Origin of the sequence: Pseudomonas sp. HMSC067G02 (assembly GCF_001813485.1) — a bacterium.
In the GTDB taxonomy this organism is placed as follows: Bacteria; Pseudomonadota; Gammaproteobacteria; order Pseudomonadales; family Pseudomonadaceae; genus Pseudomonas; species Pseudomonas aeruginosa.
This window is the reverse complement of sequence record NZ_KV812609.1, coordinates 1-20316: the sequence shown is the minus strand read 5'-3', so window position 1 is coordinate 20316 and position 20316 is coordinate 1. Positions and strand designations below refer to the sequence as shown.

Annotated in this window: 21 protein-coding genes and 1 pseudogene; 3 read left to right on the top strand and 19 right to left on the bottom strand. The window is 66.7% G+C overall.

Translation table 11 applies throughout. The features are described 5' to 3' along the window. Positions 1 to 235: 235 nt before the first annotated feature. Positions 236 to 709: a winged helix-turn-helix transcriptional regulator gene (locus HMPREF2914_RS00365; RefSeq protein WP_003083753.1), complete on the bottom strand. Its 474-nt coding sequence runs from the start codon at positions 707 to 709 to the stop codon at positions 236 to 238. A 131-nt stretch (positions 710 to 840) separates the two neighbouring features. On the opposite strand from HMPREF2914_RS00365, the gene HMPREF2914_RS00360 reads away from it, so the two are divergent. Next, positions 841 to 1293, top strand: a complete 453-nt coding sequence (locus tag HMPREF2914_RS00360) for a GNAT family N-acetyltransferase (RefSeq protein ID WP_023092258.1) — start codon at positions 841 to 843, stop codon at positions 1291 to 1293. Positions 1294 to 1332: 39 nt separating this feature from the next. Here the strand turns inward: HMPREF2914_RS00360 and senC are convergent, their stop codons facing one another. From senC to HMPREF2914_RS00335, 5 genes are all read right to left on the bottom strand, one after another. Beyond that, positions 1333 to 1968: a cytochrome c oxidase copper chaperone SenC gene (gene senC / locus HMPREF2914_RS00355; protein WP_003083748.1), complete on the bottom strand. Its 636-nt coding sequence runs from the start codon at positions 1966 to 1968 to the stop codon at positions 1333 to 1335. Between the two features lie 25 nt (positions 1969 to 1993). Beyond that, positions 1994 to 2908, bottom strand: a complete 915-nt coding sequence (gene cyoE / locus HMPREF2914_RS00350) for a heme o synthase (RefSeq protein ID WP_003083746.1) — start codon at positions 2906 to 2908, stop codon at positions 1994 to 1996. A 25-nt stretch (positions 2909 to 2933) separates the two neighbouring features. After that, positions 2934 to 4007: a COX15/CtaA family protein gene (locus tag HMPREF2914_RS00345; RefSeq protein WP_023092257.1), complete on the bottom strand. Its 1074-nt coding sequence runs from the start codon at positions 4005 to 4007 to the stop codon at positions 2934 to 2936. A 64-nt stretch (positions 4008 to 4071) separates the two neighbouring features. Beyond that, positions 4072 to 4650, bottom strand: coding sequence for a hypothetical protein (locus HMPREF2914_RS00340; protein WP_003101218.1), 579 nt, complete (start codon positions 4648 to 4650; stop codon positions 4072 to 4074). Continuing rightward, positions 4625 to 5419 (bottom strand): SURF1 family protein, encoded by a 795-nt coding sequence (locus HMPREF2914_RS00335; RefSeq protein ID WP_023092256.1) that lies wholly within the window; start codon positions 5417 to 5419, stop codon positions 4625 to 4627. The genes HMPREF2914_RS00340 and HMPREF2914_RS00335 overlap by 26 nt, the downstream gene beginning before the upstream one ends. A gap of 15 nt (positions 5420 to 5434) precedes the next feature. Here HMPREF2914_RS00335 and HMPREF2914_RS00330 point away from each other — a divergent pair, with 15 nt between their 5' ends. Then, entirely contained in the window at positions 5435 to 5644 is a 210-nt protein-coding gene (locus HMPREF2914_RS00330) for a twin transmembrane helix small protein (RefSeq protein ID WP_003110653.1), read from the top strand. A 15-nt stretch (positions 5645 to 5659) separates the two neighbouring features. Here HMPREF2914_RS00330 and HMPREF2914_RS00325 read toward each other — a convergent pair whose 3' ends face one another. The 4 genes from HMPREF2914_RS00325 to coxB are packed head-to-tail and all read right to left on the bottom strand — an operon-like array spanning position 5660 to position 9849. After that, positions 5660 to 6547: a cytochrome c oxidase subunit 3 gene (locus HMPREF2914_RS00325; protein ID WP_003083728.1), complete on the bottom strand. Its 888-nt coding sequence runs from the start codon at positions 6545 to 6547 to the stop codon at positions 5660 to 5662. A gap of 10 nt (positions 6548 to 6557) precedes the next feature. Then, complete coding sequence (locus HMPREF2914_RS00320) at positions 6558 to 7112, bottom strand: cytochrome c oxidase assembly protein (RefSeq protein ID WP_003083725.1); 555 nt, start codon at positions 7110 to 7112, stop codon at positions 6558 to 6560. 10 nt (positions 7113 to 7122) lie between these two features. Next, positions 7123 to 8715 carry a cytochrome c oxidase subunit I gene (ctaD, locus tag HMPREF2914_RS00315; protein ID WP_003083723.1) on the bottom strand — a complete coding sequence of 531 codons (1593 nt, stop codon included), beginning with the start codon at positions 8713 to 8715 and terminating at the stop codon, positions 7123 to 7125. A gap of 9 nt (positions 8716 to 8724) precedes the next feature. Then, positions 8725 to 9849 carry a cytochrome c oxidase subunit II gene (gene coxB / locus HMPREF2914_RS00310; RefSeq protein WP_003101203.1) on the bottom strand — a complete coding sequence of 375 codons (1125 nt, stop codon included), beginning with the start codon at positions 9847 to 9849 and terminating at the stop codon, positions 8725 to 8727. Positions 9850 to 10220: 371 nt separating this feature from the next. On the opposite strand from coxB, the gene HMPREF2914_RS00305 reads away from it, so the two are divergent. Next, complete coding sequence (locus tag HMPREF2914_RS00305) at positions 10221 to 10859, top strand: hypothetical protein (protein WP_003083705.1); 639 nt, start codon at positions 10221 to 10223, stop codon at positions 10857 to 10859. On the opposite strand, the gene HMPREF2914_RS00300 is transcribed toward HMPREF2914_RS00305, so the two are convergent. From HMPREF2914_RS00300 to vgrG1b, 9 genes and pseudogenes are all read right to left on the bottom strand, one after another. Further along, on the bottom strand, positions 10846 to 12417 hold the full coding sequence (locus tag HMPREF2914_RS00300) for a SulP family inorganic anion transporter (RefSeq protein WP_023092255.1): 1572 nt from the start codon (positions 12415 to 12417) through the stop codon (positions 10846 to 10848). The genes HMPREF2914_RS00305 and HMPREF2914_RS00300 overlap by 14 nt on opposite strands. A gap of 210 nt (positions 12418 to 12627) precedes the next feature. Beyond that, the gene (locus HMPREF2914_RS00295) at positions 12628 to 13356 is read right to left on the bottom strand and encodes a carbonic anhydrase (protein WP_003083701.1); all 729 of its coding nucleotides are present in this window, start codon (positions 13354 to 13356) and stop codon (positions 12628 to 12630) included. A 375-nt stretch (positions 13357 to 13731) separates the two neighbouring features. Further along, entirely contained in the window at positions 13732 to 14979 is a 1248-nt protein-coding gene (locus HMPREF2914_RS00290) for a TIGR02270 family protein (RefSeq protein ID WP_023092254.1), read from the bottom strand. Beyond that, positions 14961 to 15881, bottom strand: a complete 921-nt coding sequence (tsi7, locus tag HMPREF2914_RS00285) for a type IV secretion system immunity protein Tsi7 (RefSeq protein WP_023092253.1) — start codon at positions 15879 to 15881, stop codon at positions 14961 to 14963. The genes HMPREF2914_RS00290 and tsi7 overlap by 19 nt, the downstream gene beginning before the upstream one ends. Before the next feature lie 21 nt (positions 15882 to 15902). Beyond that, positions 15903 to 17063, bottom strand: a complete 1161-nt coding sequence (tse7, locus tag HMPREF2914_RS00280; RefSeq protein ID WP_003083698.1) for a type VI secretion system effector Dnase Tse7 — start codon at positions 17061 to 17063, stop codon at positions 15903 to 15905. Next, the gene (locus tag HMPREF2914_RS00275) at positions 17063 to 18100 is read right to left on the bottom strand and encodes a 3-oxoacyl-ACP synthase (RefSeq protein ID WP_023092252.1); all 1038 of its coding nucleotides are present in this window, start codon (positions 18098 to 18100) and stop codon (positions 17063 to 17065) included. Before HMPREF2914_RS00275 ends, tse7 begins: the two co-directional genes overlap by 1 nt. Beyond that, positions 18097 to 19209 (bottom strand): DUF2169 family type VI secretion system accessory protein, encoded by a 1113-nt coding sequence (locus tag HMPREF2914_RS00270; RefSeq protein ID WP_003083696.1) that lies wholly within the window; start codon positions 19207 to 19209, stop codon positions 18097 to 18099. Before HMPREF2914_RS00270 ends, HMPREF2914_RS00275 begins: the two co-directional genes overlap by 4 nt. Before the next feature lie 16 nt (positions 19210 to 19225). After that, positions 19226 to 19675: a DUF6484 domain-containing protein gene (locus HMPREF2914_RS00265; RefSeq protein WP_003136987.1), complete on the bottom strand. Its 450-nt coding sequence runs from the start codon at positions 19673 to 19675 to the stop codon at positions 19226 to 19228. A gap of 27 nt (positions 19676 to 19702) precedes the next feature. Continuing rightward, a pseudogene (vgrG1b, locus tag HMPREF2914_RS00260) lies at positions 19703 to 20316 on the bottom strand (type VI secretion system spike protein VgrG1b); the annotation flags it as partial.

The following is a 20316-nucleotide window of genomic DNA, read 5'->3' as shown; positions in this document are numbered from 1 at the left end:
TTCTTTTTTAGAACCCAATAGAGACGATAGTTAGTTCTTAAAAGGAACTTGTCAACTGGCAAGGGCTCGAGTGATATCCGCGCACCAATTACTCTGCCTGTCCCGGCCTGCCCGGCACGTCCTCTCCCTGAAGAGAGGGGACCGGTCGGCGGAGCCTGGTACGACAGCGTCCTTCCTGCCGTAACGCCATCGGCGTTTATCCGCCGATTCGCGTCGGCGGCCAGGCCTGGAACGCTCAGCCGCGCCGCAGCAGGCGCCCCTTCCAGAACAGCCCCTCGCGTACCGTCACGTCCCGCGCGTGCAGCGGCTCACCGCATTCGGAACAGACCAGCACGCCATGCATGTGCTGGCCGCAATGCTTGTGCACATGCTCGAGTGGCGGCCCCTCGACGCCGGCGAGGTGGCGGTCGCCCCAGTTCACCAGGGAAAGGATGGCCGGGTACAGTTCCATCCCTTTCTCGGTAAGCCGGTATTCCTCGCGCAGCGGCCTTTCCTGGTAGGGCACCTTGGCCAGTATCTCCGCTTCGACAAGGCGCTTGAGGCGGTCGGCGAGGACGTGGCGGGTCACGCCGAGGCTGCGCTCGAAGTCGTCGAAACGGCGCACGCCGAGAAAGCAGTCGCGCAATACCAACAGGGTCCAGCGATCGCCGAGGATCGCCAGCACCCGCGCCAGCGAACAGGGTTGTTCGCTCAGTTCTTCCCAACGCATGAGACACCTCCAGCCGTTCGGCAAAGGATAGCCGCGTGGGTTCTGAAACGAAACCGACCGGCCACGCCTTTCCAGCGGCCCGCCGCCCATGGCATAACCGCGTTCCTGTCCCCTGTCCCGGAATCCCGACCATGTCGCTCGACTGGACCTGCAAGCACCACGCCGACCTCACCCTGAAGGAACTCTACGCGCTGCTGCAATTGCGCACCGAGGTCTTCGTGGTGGAACAGAAATGCCCCTACCAGGAAGTCGACGGCCTCGACCTGGTCGGCGATACCCATCACCTGATGGCCTGGCGCGACGGCCAGTTGCTCGCCTACCTGCGCCTGCTGGACCCGGTTCGCCACGAGGGCCAGGTGGTGATCGGCCGAGTGGTCAGTTCCTCGGCCGCGCGCGGCCAGGGGCTCGGTCACCAGTTGATGGAACGCGCGCTGCAGGCGGCGGAGCGCCTCTGGCTGGAAACCCCGGTATACCTCTCGGCCCAGGCCCACCTGCAGGGCTACTACAGCCGCTATGGCTTCGTCGCGGTCACCGAGGTCTACCTGGAAGACGACATCCCGCACATCGGCATGCGCCGGGCCTGAGGCCCGGAGCGCCGCGGACGGTGGGGGGAGGGAAGGGAATCAGGCCTGCGGCTTGAGCACGCCGGGCAGTTGGGCTTCCAGCTTGGCGTTGTTCAGCGGCGCGCGGATGAAGCCGTGCTGCTCGCCGTCCGGACCGATGATCACCAGGTTGCCGCTGTGGTCGACGGTGTAGTTGGGCTTGCTGGTGTCGGCGGGGATGTAGGGGATGCTCATGGCGTTGGCCAGCTTCTGGATGTTCTCCGGAGTGCCGGTGAGCCCCTGGAAGCCGGCGTTGAAGTAGCCCAGGTATTGCTTGATCTGCTGCGGCGTATCGCGGTTCGGATCGACGCTGACGAATACCACCTGCAGGTCGTCGCGCACCTCCTGCGGCAGCTTGCCCTGCAATTCGCGGAGCTGGGCGAGGGTGGTCGGGCAGACATCGGGACAGAAGGTGTAGCCGAAGAACAGCAGGTGCCAGCGACCCTTGAGGCTGGCGGTGCTGACCGCCTGGCCGTCCTGGTTGGTGAACTCCAGCGCCGGCACCTTGCGCGTCTGCGGCAGGATCACGATGCCGGCGTCGAGCAGCACGGTGGGATCGGCCTGGCGCTGGGCGGTGAGCACCTTGTGCACGGTGAGGCCGAGGACCAGGGCGACCAGGGCGACGAGGACGAGGACGGTCTTGTTGACTCGAGTCATGGGTGGGCAAGGCTCTAGAGTGGGATCAGAGAAGCAGCTTCAGCGGCAGATAGTGGTCCACCAGCAGCGCCATGAACAGCAGGAACAGGTAGACGATAGAGTACTTGAAGGTCTTTATCGCCGCATGTGGCCGGCTGTCACAGTAGAGCGCCCAGGCCCAGTCGAGGAAGCGCGCGCCCAGGGCCAGGGCGCAGAGCAGATAGACCAGCCCGCTCATGTGGATGACGAACGGCATCAGGCTCACCGCGAACAGCACCAGGGTATAGAGCAGGATGTGCAGCTTGGTGTAGCGCTCGCCGTGGGTCACCGGCAGCATCGGGATGTCGGCCTTGGCGTATTCGTCCTTGCGGTGGATGCATAGCGCCCAGAAGTGCGGTGGGGTCCAGGCGAAGATGATCAGTACCAGCAACAGCGGCTCGGCGCTCAGGTGGCCGGTGATGGCGACCCAGCCGAGCAGCGGCGGCGCCGCCCCGGCGAGCCCGCCGATGACGATGTTCTGCGGCGTGGCGCGCTTCAGGAAGCCGGTGTAGAGCGCCGCATAGCCGAGCAGCGAGGCGAGGGTCAGCCAGGCCGTCAGCGGGTTGGTGAAGGCCAGCAGCACGGCCATCCCGGCCAGCGCCAGAAGCAGCGCGAAGCCCAGCGCCATGCTCGGCGACACCCGGCCCTCGGCCAGCGGCCGCTTGTGGGTCCGCGCCATGATCGAGTCGATGCGCCGGTCCACCACATGGTTGACCGCCGCCGCCGCGCCGGCACAAAGACCGATGCCGAGGTTGCCGAAGATCAGCACCTGCCAGGGCACGAAGCCATCCAGCGGCGCCTTGGTGGCGAGCAGCATGCCGATCAGCGAGGTGATCAGCATCAGCACCACGACCTTGGGCTTGGTCAGTTCGAGGAAGTCGCGCCAGGTCGGCTGGCTGTGGCGATCGATGACGGTGGCCATATCCTTACCTCCATCCTTCTGTCTGTCAGGCGGCCTTCAGCCGCGAACCTTGCGCCGGCGGCAGCGTGCGGCGCACGCGCTGCGGCGACGGTGCCGGCGCGCGGACGCTGGCCGGCGCGCGCAGGCGATAGTTGACCAGCACCAGGCTGAGCAGCAGCAGGGCGCCACCGCCGTTGTGCGCCACCGCCACCGGCAGCGGCAGGTGCAGCAGCACGTTGCTGATGCCCAGGCCGATCTGCAGCGACAGGCCGAGCAGCATCAGCGCGGTCGGCCAGACCACGCCGCTGCGCTGCAGGCGCCAGGCGAGCAGCAGGAGGACCAGGGTCACGCACAGCGCGCCGATCCGGTGGGTCATGTGGATCGCCGTGCGCGCGTCGCTGTCGAGCTGGCCGCCGAGGTAGTTGGGGCCGATGTGCTGGGTCAGGTGGAAGCCGTTGGCGAAGTCCATCCGCGGCCACCACTCGCCATGGCAGGTGGGCAGGTCGATGCAGGCCACCGCCGCATAGTTGCTGCTGACCCAGCCGCCGAGGGCGATCTGGCCGATCACCAGGAACAGGGCCAGCCCCGCCAGGCCGCGGGTCGCCGCCGGGTAGCGCCGCGCCGCAAAGCGTCCGGAGAGGCGCAGGGCGAGGAGAAAGAGCAGCGCCAGGGTGGTGAAGCCGCCGAGCAGATGGGCGGTGACCACCTGCGGCCAGAGCTTGAGGGTCACCGTCCACATGCCGAAAGCGGCCTGCGCGATCACCACCGCGAGCAGCAGCAGCGGCAGCTTCAGCGGTTGGCCGTCGCGCCCGCGGCGGACCAGCGCATGCAACGCCAGGCCAAGGATGAGCAGGCCGAGGGCGCCGGCGAAATAGCGGTGGATCATCTCGTTCCAGCCCTTCTGTGCCTCCACCGGGGCGTCGGGGAAGTACAGTTCGGCGTGGGCCAGTTGCGCCTCGCTCAGCGGCACGTGGACGAAGCCGTAGCAGCCTGGCCAGTCCGGACAGCCGAGGCCGGCGTGGGTCAGCCGGGTATAGGCGCCGAGCAGGACCACCACGGCGGCCAGCAGGGTCGCCAGCACGGCGACGGTGAAACCGGGTTTGCGGGTTGCGCCTGACATTCGCGGGCCCCTTTTTCTTGTCGTTCTGTCCTCATCGGGCCGGGAACCGCGCCGGCCACGCCGATCAACCGATATGCGAGAGCTTGAGCAGCAGTTGCACGTCCTTCAGCAACTTCTTGCCGTTGGCCTTGGCGTCGTAGCGCAGCACCAGGTTGCCGTGCGGATCGACCACCCACAGCAGCGGCCGCTCGCCGCCGCCGGCCTTGTCGTACAGGGCCGGGTCCAGGCCGTAGCGCTGCAGGCGCGGGTAGTCCTGCCTCACCAGGTTGGCGAAGTCCGCCGGCAGCTCGCCGCTGGCGGCCAGGGCGTGGCCGGCGCGCGAGGCCTCGCGGCCGAGAGCGATGTTGACCTGGCGGGCCAGGTAGACCAGTTGCTGGCAGTCCTCGCCGCAAGTGCCCGGCGCGGTCACCAGCAGTTGCCACTGCTCGCCCTGGCTGCGTCCCTGCACGCCGAGGTCGGCGGGGGTCTGGCCGTTGCCGATCAGCGCGCCGCTGTAGCTGCGCCCCTGCGGCACCCAGAAATTCCATTTGTACATGGCGCTGGCGAGCAGCATCGGCCCCACCACCAGGCCGATGATCGCCAGCAGTTGCAGGCGGCCACGGGCGCGGCGCGGACGTTCAGGCATCGGAATCGCGAGACTCATGGTTTTTCTCCCGTGCGCGGCGCACACCGAGGTAGAGGTAGAGGGCGAGCAGGGCCGTCGCCAGGGCGAACCACTGCACGGCGTAGCCGGTGTGCCGCTCCGGCGGCATCGAGACCAGGGGCCAGTCGGTGTCGAAGCTGGCGTCGCCCGGTTCCAGGCGGATTTCCCAGGGCAGCCCGGCGCGACCGAAGGCCTGCCACAGCGCCGGGATGTCGAGCTGGGTCACCAGGCGCGGCCAGCCGCCGGCCGGCGCGTCGGCCAGGTGCAGGCCGCCGGGTGGCGGCAGGTAGGTCCAGGCATCGAGCAGGAGGACGCGGTCGGGGGTTTCCAGCGCCGGCGGCGAGCGTCGGTCAGTCCATGCGACCCAGCCGCGGTTGACCAGCAGCCAGAGGCCGCTGGCCTGGTCGTAGAAGGGTTGCAGCACCTCGACCCCGGCCTGCCCGTTGCGCAGCCGGTTATCCAGCAGCAGCGTATGCCGCTCGTCGAAGCGGCCGTGCAGGCGCACGCGGACGTACGCCGGGTCGCGCAGCCCCTCTAGCTGCCCGGGCGACACCGGCTCGGCGCCGCGCCGGGCCTCGTAGCTGGCCAGCAGGGCGCGCTTCTCGTCGGCCCGCTGCAACTGCCAGGTGCCCAGCCAGAGCAGCACCGGCAGCAGGCCGAGGACCACCAGGGTCGGCAGCAGGCCGGGGCGGAACGCGCCACGCATGCTGCGTCTGTCATTGCGTCCGGCCTCCCCGAGGCGCTGGCTATACTGCATGAATCCCCCCATCGCCGGAGTCCCACCATGTTGAAAGTGGCGATCGTCCTGCTACTGCTGGCTACCCTGGTGAGCCTGTTCAGCGGCCTGTTCTTCCTGGTCAAGGACCAGGGCCATGGTTCCCGCGTGGTCAATTCGCTGACCGTCCGCGTGGTGCTCGCCGCGGCGACCCTGGCGCTGGTCGCCTGGGGCTTCTACAGCGGCGAGCTGAACAGCCACGCGCCCTGGCATTTCTGATTCCCCCGGTGGCGGTCAGATCACGTAGACGAAGATGAACAGGCCGATCCAGACCACATCGACGAAGTGCCAGTACCAACTGGCGGCCTCGAAGCCGAAGTGGTGCTCGGCATCGAAGTGACCGCGCAGGATGCGGATCAGCATGATGCTGAGGATCAGCGCGCCGAGGGTCACGTGGGCGCCGTGGAAGCCGGTGAGCATGAAGAAGGTCGAGCCGTAGATACCGGCGCCGAGGGTCAGGCCCAGCTCGTTGTAGGCGTGCACGTACTCCTCGGCCTGCAGGATCAGGAAGGCGATCCCCAGCAGCACGGTCAACGCCAGCCAGGCCTTGAGCGGGCCGCGCTTGTTCTTCTTCAGGGCGTGGTGGGCGAAGGTCACGGTGAAGCTGGAGGTGACCAGCAGGATGGTGTTGATCAGCGGCAGCTTCCACGGCTCGATCACCGCGCTCGGCGGCGGGAACAGCTTCGGGTCCGGGGTCTGCAGCAGCGGCCAGCTGTACTGGAAGTTCGGCCAGAGCATGTGCGCCACGCCCTTGGCACCCTCGCCGCCGAGCCAGGGACCGGCGAAGTGGCGGACGTAGAACAGCGCGCCGAAGAAGGCGGCGAAGAACATCACCTCGGAGAAGATGAACCAGCTCATGCCCCAGCGGAACGAGCGGTCCATCTGCGCGCTGTAGAGTCCGGCGCGGCTCTCGCGGATGACGTTGCCGAACCAGCCGAACAGCATGTAGGCGATGATCAGCCCGCCGACGAAGAAGATCCACGGGCCATGGGATTCCTTGTGGCCGGCGGTGAGGTCGTTGAACCAGGTACCCAGGCCGAACACCGTCACCAGCAGGCCGATGCTGGCGATGATCGGCCACTTGCTCTGGGCGGGGACGTAATAGTGTTCGTGGCTTGCCATGTTGTTCTCCTTATCGTCCCGCAACCGGTACGGGCGGCTTCCGCGCAGTGATATCGAAGAGGGTGTAGGCCAGCGTCACGTGCCGCACATCCTTGGGCAGATCGCGGTCGACGATGAAGCGCACCGGCATCTCGATGCTCTCGCCGGGTTGCAGCACCTGCTGGGTGAAACAGAAGCATTCGGTCTTGTGGAAGTAGGCTGCGGCCTCGGCCGGGGCGATGCTCGGGATGGCCTGCGCGGTCATCGGCTTGTCGCTCGGGTTGCGCGCGTAGAACACCATCTGGTTCACCGCGCCGGGATGCACCACCAACTGGTCGCCGGCGGAGCGGAACTCCCAGACCATGTCGATATTGTTCGAGGTCATGAACTGCACCTTCACCTCGCGCCCGACATCCACCTGCTGCTCGCCGCTGTAGGCGCTGCCGGCGGTCTTGCCGTTGATCCCCAGGGCGCGGCACATCACGTCGTAGAGCGGCACCAGGGCGAAGCCGAAGGCGAACATCAGCACGGTCACCAGCAGCAGGCGGCCGACCAGGCGGCGGGTATCGACCTTGGCATCGCTCATGGCGCGCTCCTCACTTGACCTCGGGCGGGGTGCTGAAGGTGTGGTAGGGCGCCGGCGAGGGGATGCTCCACTCCAGGCCCTCGGCGCCGTCCCAGGGCTTGGCAGGGGCCGGCTTGCCGCCGCGGATGCACTTGATGACGATGAACAGGAACAGCAGCTGGGTGGTGCCGAACATGAAGGCGCCGATCGACGAAACCATGTTGAAGTCGGCGAACTGCAGGTTGTAGTCGGGGATCCGTCGCGGCATGCCGGCGAGGCCGACGAAGTGCATCGGGAAGAACGCCAGGTTCATGCCGATGAAGCTCATCCAGAAGTGCAGCTTGCCGAGGGTCTCGTCGTACATGTGGCCGGTCCACTTCGGCAGCCAGTAGTAAGCCGAGGCGAAGATGCCGAAGATCGCGCCGGGCACCAGCACGTAGTGGAAGTGGGCGACCACGAAGTAGGTGTCGTGGTACTGGAAGTCCGCCGGGGCGATCGCCAGCATCAGTCCGGAGAAGCCGCCGATGGTGAACAGGATGACGAAGGCCACGGCGAACAGCATCGGCGTCTCGAAGGTCAGCGAACCCTCCCACATGGTGGTCACCCAGTTGAACACCTTCACCCCGGTGGGCACCGCGATCAGCATGGTGGCGTACATGAAGAACAGCTCGCCGGTGACCGGGATGCCGACAACGAACATGTGGTGCGCCCAGACCACGAAGGAGAGGAAGGCGATGCTGGCGGTGGCGTAGACCATCGAGGTGTAGCCGAACAGCGGCTTGCGCGCGAAGGTCGGGATGATCGCACTGACCGCACCGAAGGCAGGCAGGATCATGATGTACACCTCGGGGTGGCCGAAGAACCAGAACACGTGCTGGAACAGCACCGGGTCGCCGCCGCCGGCGGCGCTGAAGAAGCTGGTGCCGAAGTGGATGTCCATCAGCATCATGGTCACCACGCCGGCCAGCACCGGCATCACCGCGATCAACAGGAACGCGGTGATCAGCCAGGTCCAGACGAACAGCGGCATCTTCATCAGGGTCATGCCCGGGGCGCGCAGGTTGAGGATGGTGGCGATCACGTTGATCGCGCCCATGATCGAGCTGATCCCGGCCAGGTGGATGGCGAAGATGAAGAAGGTCACGCTGTGCGGGGCGAAGGTGGTCGACAGCGGCGCGTAGAAGGTCCAGCCGAAGTTGGGACCGCCGCCGGGCATGAACAGGGTGCTGACCAGCAGGCCGAAGGCCGCCGGCAGCAGCCAGAAGCTGAAGTTGTTCATCCGCGGCAGGGCCATGTCCGGCGCGCCGATCATCAGCGGGATCATCCAGTTGGCCAGGCCGACGAAGGCCGGCATCACCGCGCCGAAGACCATGATCAGGCCGTGCATGGTGGTCATCTGGTTGAAGAACGCCGGCTCGACGATCTGCAGGCCGGGCTGGAACAGCTCGGCGCGGATCACCATGGCCATCGAGCCGCCGAGCAGGAACATCATGAAGCTGAACCACAGGTAGAGGGTGCCGATGTCCTTGTGGTTGGTCGTCAGCACCCAGCGCATCAGGCCCTTGGCCGGTCCGTGGTGGTGGTCGCCGGCATGGTGGTCGGGCGTATCGATCACAGCACTCATGGCGGTCTCCTATTGTTGTTTCTGCTTGTAGGCGACGACGTCTTTCGGGGTGACCATGTCGCCATCGTCGTTGCCCCAGGCGTTGCGCTCGTAGGTGATCACCGCGGCCAGGTCGACCTCGTTGAGCTGCTTGCCGAAGGCCGCCATGGCGGTGCCGGGCACGCCGTTGAAGACCACTTCCAGGTGGTGCTCCTTGGGCCCGGTGACGATCTTCGAGCCCTTCAGCGCCGGGAACATCGGCGGCATGCCCTGGCCTTCGGCCTGGTGGCAGGCGGCGCAGATGGTGTGGTAGACCTTGTCGCCGCGCGCGACCAGTTCTTCCTTGGTCCACTCCTTGCTGGTCAGTTCCTTGACCTTCGCCGCCTCTTCCTTGCGCTTGGCCAGCCACTGGTCGAACTCGGCCTTGGGCTTGACGTCGACCACGATCGGCATGAAGCCGTGGTCCTTGCCGCACAGCTCGGCGCACTGGCCGCGGTAGATGCCGGGCTCGTCGACCTTGGTCCAGGCCTCGTTGACGAAGCCGGGGATGGCGTCGCGCTTGACCGCGAAGGCCGGCACCCACCAGGAATGGATCACGTCGCTGGAGGTGATCAGGAAGCGCACCTTGGTGCCCACCGGCAGCACCAGCGGCTCGTCCACCTCCAGCAGGTAATGCTCGTCCTTCGCCTGCCGGTTGTGGATCTGGTCCTGCGGGGTGGCCAGGTTGCTGAAGTACTCGACGTCCTGGCCCAGGTACTTGTACTGCCACTTCCACTGGTAGCCGGTGACCTGCACGTCCAGCTCCGGCTCGGAAGTGTCGTAGATGTGGATCAGGGTGCGGGTGGCGGGCACCGCCATCACCACCAGGATCACGAACGGCACCACCGTCCAGAGGATTTCCACCGTGGTGCTCTCGTGGAAATGCGCCGGCTGCTGGCCGGTGGAGCGGCGGTGGACGATCATCGACCAGAACATCGCGCCGAAGACCAGCACGCCGATCACCACGCAGATCCAGAAGATGGTCATGTGCAGGTCGAAGACGGACCGGCTCACCTCGGTAGCGCCCGGGGCCATGTTGACCGTCCAGGCGGCATTCGCCTGGCTGATCGCCGAGAGCAAAAGGAAGCCCATCCAGACTCGTGGATGTCGCAGCATTCGGGTTCCCCTTATCGTTGTTTTTATCCCGCCGGCAGACGCCAACGGCCAAGGGGTGGACCGCCAAGACAACGAACTTTGACCGTCGCACCTCGGCACACAGCAAGGCAGGCCGGGTTCATCAGGTTCAGCATTCGAGTGGGAGTATAGACAGCGGCTGCGACATAACAACGCAGCGTAAAAACGTCGCTGGAAAGTGCCGATTCTTCTCTAAAAGCCGCGAGCGGCGTGGCTTTGCAGGCGAATGGTGGCCGCCTGATATATCATCCTCGCATAACCACGAAGCGATTATGACAATCGCGTCTTAGCCGGCGCGCGCCGCCGGCTATGTTTCTCCTCTTCTTCACCATCCCCGTTGTATGGGAGAACCCATGAACACCGCCGCCCTCCGTGAACTCATCCAGCAGGCGCACCTCAGCGAAGCCCGCCACGGTCACCTGGCTGATCTGATAGCCAGCCGCCTGCCCCGCCTGCATCGCACCATCCAGCCGCAAGGCGAGAACACGGAAGACATACTCACCCGCTTCGTCCACGCCTACGTCGAACAGGTACCGGACCTGCTCGACGCCGCCAACAGCGTGGCCCGCGAAGCCGGCATCGAGGAACGGATCAAGCCGGTGCTGAAGGTCGCCGAGCAGTTCTTCCTCACCCCGCCGGCGTTGCTCGCCGGCCACGACGGCCTCGACGCCCTGCTCGACGAAGCCTACCTGGCGCACCGCCTGGTGGAAGAAGTGAACGACCGCTACATCGCCCACTTCGGCCAGGCACTGATCCCACTGGACACCACCGTGGCCAACCTGGTGGCCCACCAGTTGATCGGCGAGCCCTTCGCCAACCGGCTGGACGAAGCCGTCCACCATGCAGTGGAGAACATGCTCGACGCCACCACCTTCGACGCCGACTCGGCCCGCGCCTATCGCGAGAACCTGAAGAACCCGCGGGTGGTCGCCGCCTGGCAGCAGTGGCCGTGCCTGTCGAAGCAGCTCGGGGTGGAACTCAGCCTGGGCTGACCGCCCCGCCACTGCGCGCGCCGCCCAACCCGACGCTGCCGCGCAGGCGCCCTTCCAGGCGACGCTTCAAGGCGCGCGGTTCGATCACCAGGCGCGAGCCCTGCACCGGTGCCATCCGCCCCCAGTCCTCGAGCAGCTCCATGCAGGCATGGTCGATATAGCTGAGGTTATCCATCGGTACGTGCAGGGTGGTCCCCGGCTTGACCTCGTCGAGCACCCGCGACAGCGCCGGCACCTTGAGGAAAGTCGCGGCGCCGCTCAGGCGCAGCTCGGCTTCATGCTCGCCGGTGTAGCGCAGGGCGATCTTCAGCCGCGCCGCCTTCAGCACCAGCTTCAGCAGGGTCAGGGCGAAGCCCACCAGCACGCCGGTCAGCAGGTCGGTGAAGACGATGGCCAGGGCGGTGGCCGCGTACACCAGCATCGGCATCCGGCCGTAGCGAGAGAGGTTGCCGAGGGCCTTGAAATCGACCAGCTTGACCCCGGTATAGACCAGCACCCCCGCCAGGCTCGCCACCGGAATCTGCCGCAGCAGGCTGCCGAGCAGGAGGACGAAGGCGAGCAACCAGAGGCCGTGGAAGATCGCCGAGGCGCGGGTTCGCGCACCGGCGTTGACGTTGGCCGAGCTGCGCACGATCACCCCGGTCATCGGCAGCGCGCCGAGCAGGCCGCAGAGCATGTTGCCGACACCCTGGGCGGACAGCTCGCGATCCATGTCCGAGCGCGGGCCGTCGTGCAGGCGATCCACCGCCGCCGCCGAGAGCAGGGTCTCCGCACTGGCGATGAAGGCCACCACCACCGCCGCCAGCAGCAGGGAGGGATCGGCCAGGGCCAGCAGGTCGGCCGGGCGTAGCCAGTCGATGGCCTCGCCGAGGTTGGCCGGTACCTCGACCCGCCGCACGTCCAGCGCCAGCCAGAGGCTGGCCAGGGTCGCCAGGCTCACGCCGAGCAGCGCGCCGGGTAGGAAGCGCAGGCGTTGCGGACGCAGCTTGTCCCAGCCCCACATCACCGCGATGGTGCCCAGTCCGAGCAGCGCCGCGTCGAGGCCGCTGTCCATGCCCAGCGAACCGAGCGCGGCGAACGCCGCCTGGGGGAATGCCAGCAGGTTGTCGAGGCCGGACGCCTTGGGCGCCAGGTCGAGCATCACGTGCAATTGCGAAAGGACGATGAGGATGCCGATGCCGGCGAGCATCCCGTATACCACCGCCGGCGAGGTGACCCGGAACCAGCAGCCCAGGCGCAGCCGCCCGGCGAGCAGCTGGATGGCGCCGGCGAGCAGCAGGATCGGCCCGAGCATGGCCACCCCGTAGGTACGCACCAGTTCGAAGACCAGCACCGCGAGGCCGGCCGCCGGGCCGCTGACCTGTAGCGGCGAGCCGGCCAGGAAGCCGACCACCAGGCCACCGACGATGCCGGTGAGCAGGCCCTTGGCCGGCGGCATCCCGGAGGCGATGGCGATGCCCATGCACAGCGGCAGGGCGACGAGGAACACCACCACGGAGGCCATCAGGTCCCGCGGCAACGTGTCCCGGAGGGACGGAAACACCTTTGAAACATGCATGGCACAGTTCTCCTGCGAATTTTTTCCACGACGAGGGAGCGACGCCAGGACCAGGCCCGGCGCCGGTTGTGTGTGCGCAGTGTGTTTTTTCTTGTAATAGCGACCCGTTCAGCCCCGGAACGGGGCTTCCCAGAGGTCGTCCATGGCAGGAACGGCGAAAGGTGACGCGAAAACGCTGTTGTTATCCGGCGGCCCGCACGGCCGCCGCTATCACGAGTTCAGGTAGCGCGGCGCGGGCGTGGCCATCGGCACCGGATGCTCGCCGTCGAGGGGCAGGAAGCGCCCCTGCTTGGCGTCGTAGGCGCGGATCTGCGCACTCTCGATGTCGTACACCCAGCCGTGGATGAACAGTTGCCCACTGGCCAGGCGCGAGGCCACCGAGGGGTGGGTGCGCAGGTGATCGAGCTGGGCCACCACGTTCTCTTCGGTAAGCACCCCGAGGGTGTCGTGGCTGGCGCCGCAGTCGCAGTTGTCCGCCACCACCGTGCGCGCCACCTCGGCGTGCCGCAGCCATGCCTTGACCGTCGGCATGCGTTCCAGGGTCTGCGGGTCGAGCACGGCGCGCATCGCCCCGCAGTCGGAGTGGCCGCAGACGATGATGTGGTGCACGCCCAGCGCCAGCACGGCGTATTCGATGGCGGTGGAGACGCCGCCGTTCATCTGCCCGTAGGGCGGCACCACGTTGCCGACGTTGCGGGTGACGAACAGGTCGCCGGGGGAACTCTGGGTGATCAGCTCGGGAACGATGCGCGAATCCGCGCAGGTGATGAACATCGCCCGCGGCCGTTGGCTGTTGGCGAGCTTCTTGAACAGCGCCTGCTGCTCGGGAAAGACCTCCCGGCGGAAATGCTGGAATCCATCGACAATCCTTTTCAATGCGTCGTCAGCGCTTTCCTGCTCTGGAGAATCGGACTTAACGCCCCGCATACGGTCTGGCATGGTTCGGAACCTCGATGAATGGATCGATTGAATTTTCCCACGTCTGCCGACGCTTTCCCCATAGGAAAAAGGCACAACAAACGCAGAGCGACCTACGTGACCGGCCGGTCACTTCTGGTGCTCAACGCTAATGCCCGAAGCTTAACCATAAATTAAAAAATCCCTCTATCTCGCACGTTGTCAGCTTTTTTCACGATATTTCCAGAGGATGTCGACAGGCTATCATGGCAAACGAGTGGCATTTCCATTCGCCCCGCATAAGTGGTGAAAGGTTTCAGTCAACCGGTTGGCTACGTGCAGGGAAATTCGTCGAATGGGAAAATCCGGCGCACCGCGCCAGCGGCCATGACCTGACCGCCCGGCGCCAGCCAGCTATCAGAACAGGTCCAGTTGGCGGCGCACCGGCGCACCAGTGGGGAACAGCGGCAGGTTCGGCACGAAGCGCGCCAGCAGGCACGCCGCAGCCATTCGCTGGCGTTGCTGGCCGTCACGCAGGACCTGGCGGCAGCGCGCCTCGCCCAGAGGTTCGCCGAGCAGGTAGGCGCGCCCGGCGACGAAGCGCGCGCCGTGGTCCCGCCACCAGGCGGTAACCCGCGCCGCGTCCGGCCAGGTGAGGTTCTCATCGTCGTCGAGGGCGACGTCTTCGTCGTCGGGATCGTCGTTGGGGCCAGGGTCGTAGTCGGGCAAGGCCTCCAGCTCCAGGTCGAGCAGCGCCAGGTCGGCGCCGGTGATCAGGCTGAAGGCCTCGCCGGCGACCCGCGCCAGACTCTCGTCGCGCATCTGCTGGATCAGCCAGGGCACCGCCACCGGATCGCCGAACAGGCCGGTGGCCTGGATGCCGATCCGCCGCGTGTCCGCCGCCTGCATCAGTTGGCGAATCCAGGCCATGCTGGTGTCGCGCGGCTGCCAGGCGAGCAGCACCATGGTCGCCGGCAGCTGGAACGGGCCGGGCTGCCCGGCGAACGCACGCAATGGCCCCAACGCCTCCTCGTCGCCCATCTGCGCGGTGGCCCAGTTGGCCCAGAAGCGCAGGCTCGGGTCATCGTGGGCGCGATAGGCGCGGATATTCGCCATCAGGTCGCGCCGACGCAGCTCGCCGGCGGTGCGCGCGGCGCGCGCCAGCACCGCCGGGTCGGCGTGGCCAAGGGCGGACAGCAGCGCCGGCCCCGGGTCATGCCGGTGCATGCCGCAGGCGGCCAGGCCAATGTTGCGGAACAGCGGCTCGGGCGAGGCCAGCAGGCGCTCCACCCAGGGCCGCGCCTGGTCCCAGTCGAGCCAGCCGAGGGCTGCGGCGAAACCGCGCCGGGCTTCCGGAGACGCCGCAAGACAGGCGCGCATCCGTCCGATCAACGCATCGTCTCCTGCCTGCATGGCCAGCACCGCGAGGGCGAACGCCTCGCCCTGGGCGTGCGCGTCGAGTTGCTCGAGCAGGGCGTCATGGCCGGCCTGGCCGGCGATCGCCAGGCCGTCCAGGTGCGCCTCGATGCGCTGATCGAGCTCGGCGAGCTCCTCCAAGTCGTAATGGGGCGCACGCACGGCGTAGTCGCGGAGCAGGGCAAGGAAGGCGGCTTCCTCGGCGTGCTGGTCGACGATCGCTGCGATGCTCAATCTATGCGCGTCCATTGCTGGCCGTCGAAGCTGAAGATGTCTTTCGCGGCGATGCTCCACAACACGCCGTCGGCAGCGCTAAGGTGGAAGCAGCGTTGGGGTTGCTCATCACCGAAGTCCACCTCCTTGAGATGGCCACCGACCAGCGTATAGACCGCCGTTGCGCTCGACACGTAGAGTGCGCCGTCGAACCACGCGAGGCTCCACAAGTCTTCATCGACATCGTCCTGGGCGATGATCTCCCAGTGGTCGTTGCGTCCACGCAGCAGCGTTCCCGCCTGTCCACAGGCGTAAACCGAGCCATCTTCCGCGCAGCAGATCGCCGTCAGGATCAAGTTCGTCGGGCTCTCCCGGGGCTGCCAGCGCTTGCCGTCGTACTGCCAGATCTCCCCGTCCCAGCCGACGGCATAGATTTCCCTGGCACCGAAGCCGCCGATGGCCTCGAATCCGACCACCGCTTCGCTGCCTGCCGGAGGCCGAGCGCCGCTGTCGACGGCACGCCAGTCGTTCTCGTCGAAGCGCCGGTAGACCTGTCGATCCATCCCGCAGGCATAGGCCACCCCGTCGATACAGGCAACGCCGCGCATATTGCCCCGGCCACCGATGGCATCGTCGCCGTCGGGCAACTGCTCTTCATGGATGTCGCCGGAGCCCATGCAGAATACCTGGCCCCGAGCGCCCAGAAACAATGCTTGTTCCACTGGCTCGTGCACTACCGTGGCCGACACGATCTCCCAGGGCAGCATGTCGTCATCCTCGCCAGCAACACACCAGGTTCCGCAATCCCACTCCGTGACATAGCTGTGCGCTATGTTCTGCTCCTGGATCTCGTCGGATACCGAGGCCACGTACGCCAGGTCCTGATAGCGGACGACGCCGGTGATGTTCGAGAAAATCGGCGAGAGTTTCTTCAACATTTCAATCTCCTGTAACGGTCACTAGCGGACTCGACTCCTCGTGGCGCCAAGACGCGCATTGCGGGTCTTTATCGCCTGCGTCGCAGCCGTGACGTCGGTCTGGCCGGTTTCAACGGCCTTGATGGGTGTTCTGGCGTTGATTCCGCACTGCTTGTGATAGTTGTCGAGCTGAGCGGACAGACATTCCTTCGAGCATTTCGACTGCGGAAAGACCTTGCCCATGGCAGCCATGGATTGACGTTTCGCCGTTCCGTAGGTGGTCTTCTTCGCGGAGATGGAGCTGCCATTGGACAATTGCAGGGTTCCACTGCGCGACTTCGCGGCAGCGGCGCTCTGGAACGTGTGCATGAGGCCGTGGGTACCCACGTTCTGATTGACGCCCTCCGCGCAGACGCAAGGAGCCTTGTTCTCCGAATAGTTGGATATCCCCTTGAGGGGTACCGAGCCTTTTCCACCACGTCCCTTGTCGTGCAAGGCGCTGGCCTCGATCAGGTGGTGAGCGGTCTGCTGCGGGCAGCAACTGTTCGGCTTGTACGGTTGCAGGGCACACCGGCGCGCGGTCAGGCATTTTCGGGCAGCGACCTTGTCTGCCAGTCGGTCAGCTTCGTTGCTGGTCTTCTTGCCGGAAGGCTTGCCCGCGCCAAGGCCAGCGCAGGCATCCTTGCTGCCATGCGGCTTGAAGTCAGCGCAATCCTTCTTCTCCTTCTTCACTTCATTGCTGCACGGTCCACCACCAGCATCGACGGTGGCCTGGTCGAGGTAGGGCCAGACCGGCGTATTGCCAGGAAAGGACGCGTGGTTGTGGGTGGTCAGGTCGAGGTGGCGAACCACGTTCTTGCTTTCGAACTTGACGTTCATCGACCAGGAGGTGAAGTACACCTTGCCCTTGATTTTGCTGGTGACGATGCCCTTCTTCGGCGCCCGCCCCGGCTCGTCGCCGTAGCTGGTCTTGTAGTAGCTCTTGTTCTTCAGCATCACCTCCTTGCGGGTGATGCGAATGGTCCGGGTGCCTTTGGTGGTGTCCTTGGACAGGCCGGTATTGGGGTAGGGGATCGGTACCCCCAACGGCGTCGGCGGCGCCTGCGGCGGGGTGAAGCAGACATCCGGGAAGGCCGCGATGGACTTGCCGCTCGCCGCCTTGCAGGAGATCTCCATGTTGTTGGCGTACACCTCGTTGGCCATCAGGCAGCCCTCACCCGTCGATAGCTGAGCAGCGCGGCGGCGCGTTCGCCGGCATCGTTGCCCAGGTGGCAGAACACGTTCGGCCCGTCGCCGTAGCCCTTGCGCGAAGCGGCCAGGGCCACGGCGAGCAACGCCGGACCGATGGCGGCGCCGCATTCGCCGATGCAGTCGGCGGGGTGCCAGAGGTCGAACTTCGGCTTGAGCACGCGCAGGTTGCGACTCAGGGTCAGCGAGGCCTCCTTGAAGTAGTACTGCTCGCCGGAAATGTCGGTGAGCCGGTAGTCCATCTGCTCCAGGCCGCAGCCAGCCTCGGCGAGGGCGGCGCGCACGGCCTGGGTCAGGCCGTCGGCGCGCAACGGCAGGTCCTCGCTCTCCACCGTGGCCTTCTCGATGCCGAAGCCGAGGCCGATGCAGAGCAGCTGCGGCGCCTCTTCGTGGAGCGGCGCGGCGACCAGCACGGCGGCGGCGCCCTCGCCGGGAATGAAGCCGTTGGAGTTCTGGCTGGTCAGCAGCCGCTCGCGGGCCTCGTAGGCGGCCAGGGTCGGGCCGCTGACGAAGGAGTCGACGCCGGCCACCAGGACCTGCCGGCAGCCGCCCTGGATCAGCTTGCGCGCGTTGAGCAGGGCCACCGCGCCACCGACCCGGCCACGGGCGATGAGTGCCGAGGAGGGATGGAAGCGTCGTCCCAGCTCGCCTTCCAGGTCACGCAGGAAAGACTCGTCGAGCCCCGCGCAGCGTCCGGGACGGTCGCCCTCGGCGACGCAGAGCAGCAGCGGCAGCTCCGTGCAATCGAGATCGGGCTGGCCGCGCAAGGCCTCGTCGATGGCTCGCGCAGCCATCTTCAGCAGCTTGGCGCGGCCGCGCCAGGGCTGCTCCAGCGGCACGCTGGCGGCAAGCAACCATTCGCCGCCCTGGTCGATGAAACGCGTCTCCTGGAAGTTGTCCAGGGCGCAGCGGATCGCCGCGCAGCTGGCCGGCGCGCTGAGGCCGACCGCGCTGACCATGCCGGAGGCGACGATGCTCAGGACCTGGCTCATGCCTCGTCCTCCTCGGCCTGGCGGCTGCGTACCAGTGCGGCAAGCGAGGGGTAGTAGTCCTTGCCCAGCTCGCGGGCGCGCCACCAGGCGGCGGACTTGCTGCCGACCAGCACCTGGGCGACCTCGAACAGGTTGCGCTTCAACGGCCGGCGAATGCGCCAGGTGACTTCCACGCGACGGGCGTCGCAGTCCACCAGCAGGGTATCGATCCGTGCCTGCGCGGTTTCGTGGCCACCCTTTTTCAGGAAGAAGGTCACCGGCACCTCCCTGCGCGGCACGCGGAAGGCCGCGCGCTCCTCGCCGGTGAGGTTGAGCAGCAGGACCTCCTCGCCGCCGCGCAGATGGTCGGTCCACTGGTCGGCCGGCGCGGACTGGAAGTAACGCTCGTCGAAATCGGCGGGCAGGAACGGGAAGCGCTCGGCCAGCCAGGCGTCGTCGTAGCGGCCGGCAAAGCCGACCCGGGCCTGCCAGTGGCGACCGAGCGGGCCGAGCGCCATCGGCGTGAAGCGGCCGTGGGGGCTGTCCACCGGCTCGCCGAGTTTTTCCGTGGCCGGCATCGGCGTGCCGACGATCTCGGCGGTGTCGGCGCTGCGCGGAAACCAGCCACATCCGGCCGGATTGGCCATGTAGCAATCCATGAAATCAGGGTTGTCCGGCGAGGCATGGCTGCCGCCGAAGGCACTGGCGTAGGAAATGTCCTGGCGCTGGAACGGCTGCGCGACGCCCGCGCCGGCACCGAGCAATCCCGGTTCCCACTGGCGCGGCCCATGCACCGTCAGCGCCTTGCTCACCCGGCCGACGCGGATGCCCGCGGTCAACTGCTGTACCGGCCGCCCGCCGGGCGCCTGGGCGCTGCCCAGCACCAGCACATCGCAGAACGGCTTGAAGGGAACGAACTCGCACTCCCGGCGCGGCGCGGAAAGCCCCGGCTCGCCATAGAATTCATCGACCATCAGCAGCGCCTGCTGCTCGTCCAGCAAGCGCGCCTCGCGACCGTCCAGCGGCAGGTCGAAACTGCCCTTGGCGATCACCACCAGCGACTCCCGGCCTTCGGCGTCGAGCCCCTGGTTGTAGGCGGCGGCCAGCGGGGTGGCGTTCAACAGTTCCATGTCCGGCCCGCCGCGCTCAGTTGATCTGCACCGAACCGCCCTTGATCCGGTTGACCCCGGTGGAGCGGCTGGAGAGGTAGGCGCCATGGATGATCACCTTGCCGGCGCGGGTCAGGGTGATGCTGGCCTTGCCGCAGCGCAGGACGATCTCGCGTTCGGCACTGAACTCCAGGCGCTCGCCGTCCAGTTGCGCCAGCGCTTCCTGCGGCAGGCGCTGGATGCGGCCGATCAGCAGCGGCTGGCGCGGATCGCCGGCGACGAACATCAGCGCTACCTGGGCGCCGATGTCGGCGCGACTGAGCTGAGTGGTGGTGGCCGCCGCCAGGCCGTGCTCGCTCGGGCAACCGGGATAGGCGACCACCGGAGCGGCGGCGTCCGGCACGTCGAGGAGGACGCCGATGACAACGCCGTCCAGGCGCGCGGGAAGGGCCGTCGTGGCCCCAGGTAGATGGATCTCGACACTCATGCGCTGACTCCCTGGCTCTGCGCCGCTTCAGTTCTGGAGGATCTTGCGTCCCTTCACCACCACGTTCTTGTCGGCCTTGACGTTGATCGCCCCGGATCCGTCGATGGTGATGTTCTTGCCGCTGATGACGATGCTGCCGTCCTTCTTCATGCGGATGCTGGCGGCACCGGTGACCAGGGTGATCGAGTCGCCGGCGTTGAGCGTGAAGCTCTTGCCCACGTCCAGGCTATCGTCCTTGCCCACCGAGGTATCGCGGCCCTGGCCGACGCTGCGCGACTCGTTCTTGCCGATGCTGGTGCTCTGGTTGCCGCCTATGTCGATGGTCTCGTTGGCGCCCACCGACTCGCTGCGGTCGGCGCCGATGCTGATCGTCTCGTTGTTGCCCACCGACTCGCTACGGTTCGCGCCGATGCTGATGGTCTCGTCGTTGCCGACGTCCTCGGTGCGATTGGCACCGATGCTGATCTTCTCGTTGCTGCCGACCTTCTCGGTGCGGTCGACGCCGATGCTGATGGTCTCGTTGCTGCCGACGTCCTCGGTGCGGTTCGCGCCGATACTGATCTTCTCGTTGTTACCGACCTTCTCGGTGCGGTCGACGCCGATGGTTATGGTCTCGTTGTTGTCCACGGTCTCGGTGCGAT

Excerpts from the sequence above, each read along its gene's own strand:
- HMPREF2914_RS00365 (WP_003083753.1), bottom strand. The coding sequence starts at position 709 with ATGCGTTGGGAAGAACTGAGCGAACAACCCTGTTCGCTGGCGCGGGTG.
- HMPREF2914_RS00360 (WP_023092258.1), top strand. The coding sequence starts at position 841 with ATGTCGCTCGACTGGACCTGCAAGCACCACGCCGACCTCACCCTGAAG.
- senC (WP_003083748.1), bottom strand. The coding sequence starts at position 1,968 with ATGACTCGAGTCAACAAGACCGTCCTCGTCCTCGTCGCCCTGGTCGCC.
- cyoE (WP_003083746.1), bottom strand. The coding sequence starts at position 2,908 with ATGGCCACCGTCATCGATCGCCACAGCCAGCCGACCTGGCGCGACTTC.
- HMPREF2914_RS00345 (WP_023092257.1), bottom strand. The coding sequence starts at position 4,007 with ATGTCAGGCGCAACCCGCAAACCCGGTTTCACCGTCGCCGTGCTGGCG.
- HMPREF2914_RS00340 (WP_003101218.1), bottom strand. The coding sequence starts at position 4,650 with ATGAGTCTCGCGATTCCGATGCCTGAACGTCCGCGCCGCGCCCGTGGC.
- HMPREF2914_RS00335 (WP_023092256.1), bottom strand. The coding sequence starts at position 5,419 with ATGGGGGGATTCATGCAGTATAGCCAGCGCCTCGGGGAGGCCGGACGC.
- HMPREF2914_RS00330 (WP_003110653.1), top strand. The coding sequence starts at position 5,435 with ATGTTGAAAGTGGCGATCGTCCTGCTACTGCTGGCTACCCTGGTGAGC.
- HMPREF2914_RS00325 (WP_003083728.1), bottom strand. The coding sequence starts at position 6,547 with ATGGCAAGCCACGAACACTATTACGTCCCCGCCCAGAGCAAGTGGCCG.
- HMPREF2914_RS00320 (WP_003083725.1), bottom strand. The coding sequence starts at position 7,112 with ATGAGCGATGCCAAGGTCGATACCCGCCGCCTGGTCGGCCGCCTGCTG.
- ctaD (WP_003083723.1), bottom strand. The coding sequence starts at position 8,715 with ATGAGTGCTGTGATCGATACGCCCGACCACCATGCCGGCGACCACCAC.
- coxB (WP_003101203.1), bottom strand. The coding sequence starts at position 9,849 with ATGCTGCGACATCCACGAGTCTGGATGGGCTTCCTTTTGCTCTCGGCG.
- HMPREF2914_RS00305 (WP_003083705.1), top strand. The coding sequence starts at position 10,221 with ATGAACACCGCCGCCCTCCGTGAACTCATCCAGCAGGCGCACCTCAGC.
- HMPREF2914_RS00300 (WP_023092255.1), bottom strand. The coding sequence starts at position 12,417 with ATGCATGTTTCAAAGGTGTTTCCGTCCCTCCGGGACACGTTGCCGCGG.
- HMPREF2914_RS00295 (WP_003083701.1), bottom strand. The coding sequence starts at position 13,356 with ATGCCAGACCGTATGCGGGGCGTTAAGTCCGATTCTCCAGAGCAGGAA.
- HMPREF2914_RS00290 (WP_023092254.1), bottom strand. The coding sequence starts at position 14,979 with ATGGACGCGCATAGATTGAGCATCGCAGCGATCGTCGACCAGCACGCC.
- tsi7 (WP_023092253.1), bottom strand. The coding sequence starts at position 15,881 with ATGTTGAAGAAACTCTCGCCGATTTTCTCGAACATCACCGGCGTCGTC.
- tse7 (WP_003083698.1), bottom strand. The coding sequence starts at position 17,063 with ATGGCCAACGAGGTGTACGCCAACAACATGGAGATCTCCTGCAAGGCG.
- HMPREF2914_RS00275 (WP_023092252.1), bottom strand. The coding sequence starts at position 18,100 with ATGAGCCAGGTCCTGAGCATCGTCGCCTCCGGCATGGTCAGCGCGGTC.
- HMPREF2914_RS00270 (WP_003083696.1), bottom strand. The coding sequence starts at position 19,209 with ATGGAACTGTTGAACGCCACCCCGCTGGCCGCCGCCTACAACCAGGGG.
- HMPREF2914_RS00265 (WP_003136987.1), bottom strand. The coding sequence starts at position 19,675 with ATGAGTGTCGAGATCCATCTACCTGGGGCCACGACGGCCCTTCCCGCG.